The sequence below is a fragment of the Actinomadura sp. HBU206391 genome, assembly GCF_014323665.1.
Classification (GTDB): domain Bacteria; phylum Actinomycetota; class Actinomycetes; order Streptosporangiales; family Streptosporangiaceae; genus Actinomadura_C.
Map to the genome: position 1 here is coordinate 1 of NZ_JABVEB010000481.1, position 2,422 is coordinate 2,422.

Annotated in this window: 2 protein-coding genes; both read right to left on the minus strand. The window is 65.4% G+C overall.

All coding sequences use genetic code 11. From position 1 onward, the window contains the following. Positions 1-79 precede the first annotated feature (79 nt). Positions 80-1,042, minus strand: coding sequence for a septum formation family protein (locus tag HKK72_RS38585; protein WP_187239324.1), 963 nt, complete (start codon positions 1,040-1,042; stop codon positions 80-82). Between the two features lie 243 nt (positions 1,043-1,285). After that, positions 1,286-1,600 carry a hypothetical protein gene (locus tag HKK72_RS38590; RefSeq protein ID WP_187239325.1) on the minus strand — a complete coding sequence of 105 codons (315 nt, stop codon included), beginning with the start codon at positions 1,598-1,600 and terminating at the stop codon, positions 1,286-1,288. Between the last annotated feature and the right edge of the window lie 822 nt (positions 1,601-2,422).

The window sequence follows — 2,422 nt, forward strand, 5'->3', positions numbered from 1 at the left end:
GGCGGATTCGTGGCCCTCTGCTCGCCGCGAACAAAAGAGATCGGCTGCTCCCCGGTCGTCCCCGGCGCGGTGAGTTCGCTCACCGACGCTTGTACGGTGCCGTGAGCCTGCCCAGATCCTTCTCGACGACCAGGCACAAGGCCACCCGCCTGCCCCCCGCCCATGCCCCTTCATGCGGGGCCAGCCAGACCACCCGCTGCGTCTCCCCATCGGAACCGCGTTCTGCGACATCCCCGCGGTCCCGGCACAGAGCCCGCGCCTGGGTCTCGACGGCGGCCTGCCCCGGCCACGCACCGGCCGGAAGCTCCCTTCGGTTCGCCACTTCGGCGTCATGGGGGCCATCGCACGGACGCACTGTGGCCGTGCCCTCGAAGGACTGTTCGCTCCTGTTGAAACCGTCGAAGCACTGACCGACGGACAGGTCCAATGGAGTGGGCGCGGCTTTGAGCGATCCCACCAGTTTGCCGCCGCCCTCGCGCTGCGCCAGGCAGGTAACGGTGCGCTGGCCCTTTCTCCACGCACCCCCCGAGGGAACGATCCCCTGGGCGACGACCTCGTTCGCGTTCCCGTCTGTCGACGGAACCTTTCGAGTGTGCGCGGCGCAAGCGACATTGGCTTGGCCTGCCACCTTCTCATCGCCCGGCCATGCTCCGGCCGCCAAGTCGAACTTGACCGTCACCTCGAAATCATGCGGCGACTCGCAGGCCTGCCGCCTGACGTCCTCGAAGTCCGTGCCCGAACCCGTGCGCGCGTCGAAGCAATCACCGACCGCGAGACCTCGAACGGCCTCGTAAGCCCGTTGGCCCTGCCGCACCTCGGTTACCAACAGCACGACTCCCGTCGCCATGACGAGCAGCCACGCACAGTTCAGAACCAGGGCCGCCACCAGCAGGCCTCGCCCGCTACGGCGCCCTGCGGCGATCCTCCGATATCCGACCAGCGCGAACCCCAGCGAAACGGGAATCAGGGCAAAGGCCGCGAGGATGAACGAGGTGAGGGCGAACCCGTCGGTCCTCGGCTCCTGGTTCACTGGCGACGGCACGTGCGAATCGAAGGACATTCGGGAAAGGACCCCTGACGATCAGCGACGAAACCCGCCGCGCGCTTAGAAGTGGCTAATCAACAAACCCGGGCAAAAGTGGCATAGCGAAGATCATCTGAACAACTAACCCGACAGTGGGATAAATCACCCCGGCTCATGTCATCCGTCAGGCCCTTGAATGCGTCGCCGACTGGCGAACGCAACTTCTGATCCGCTCCGCTGCGCCACACCGGCCCGGCACTGTCATGAGTCGGGACGCGCGGGCGGGTGGGAGCGCCTTGCCGGGTACAGCCAGCGGCGCAGCAGTCGACTGACGTTCGGCATGACGGCGTACGTGAGCAACGGCACCATGACCAGCGGAAAGACGAGGGCACGCAGAGCCAACGGCCAGTTCTGCGTCGCCGGCGCGATCACTCCTTGGAACAGCAGGCTCAGCGGATAGATGGCCGAGAAGGTGGCGATCACCATCTTCCAGCGCGCCGGTGCCGGCACGGACTCACCGGGCAGGCTGAACCAGGTCTCGAGGCCGGTGGTGTGATGGCGATACTCCTTCGCCACCCCGTTCAGGCGCTCGATCCACTCGGCTCGCTCCGGTGACTCGACCCAGGCGGCCAGTCGATCCTCGTCGGCGAAGTTGACCCACGTCGGAGAATATTCCGCCGCTTGACCTTTTCCAGTTCGCGCTTTACCCGGGGCGAACTGGAAGTCGCCGGTGACCGCTTCGTATCGGCCATGTCGACGGCAAAGCGAGTGCCGGAACGGACCTGCACCAGCTGTTTCTCGCGCCGCTCGCATCTCGCCGCGAACCACCCGCCACCAGCGAGGAGAAGCTCCTCAAGCCTGATCGCCATCGACGGGAACCGCCCTGGATAAACCAACGAGATGGTCTGAGAACCCCAAATCTGCGCCAACACTCGCCGTTGACCGTTCAACTCGGTTGATTTCCGGAATGAGGAGATGTGGGATGTGAGTAGGTGGTGTGGTTGGGCTTTCAAGGATCTTCCACCAGATCACTCGGACTTTACTCTTATCTGTACATAGGGGGCATCTTTCAATGGCCATTCGTAAGTCGATTTCCGTGGCCCTCTCGACCGTGGCCCTGGCCGGAGTCACCGTATTCGCGGCCGGTGCGGCGACCCCGGCGAGCGCGCAGACCGTGCCCACCACATCGCAGCGGCCCGTTGCGGCTCAGAGCTGCGACTGGCGCTGGGACAACTGCCATCGCCGGCATGGCTGGCACCATCGGCATCACCACCACCACTGGCACCACTGGCATGGTGGCTGGGGCGGGCGCTGGTGACCTGACCCTTCGGTCTCGTCTCCCGCGGTTCGAGGCGTCGATCAGGGCGTGGGCTCGTTAGAACACGAGCCCACGCCCGT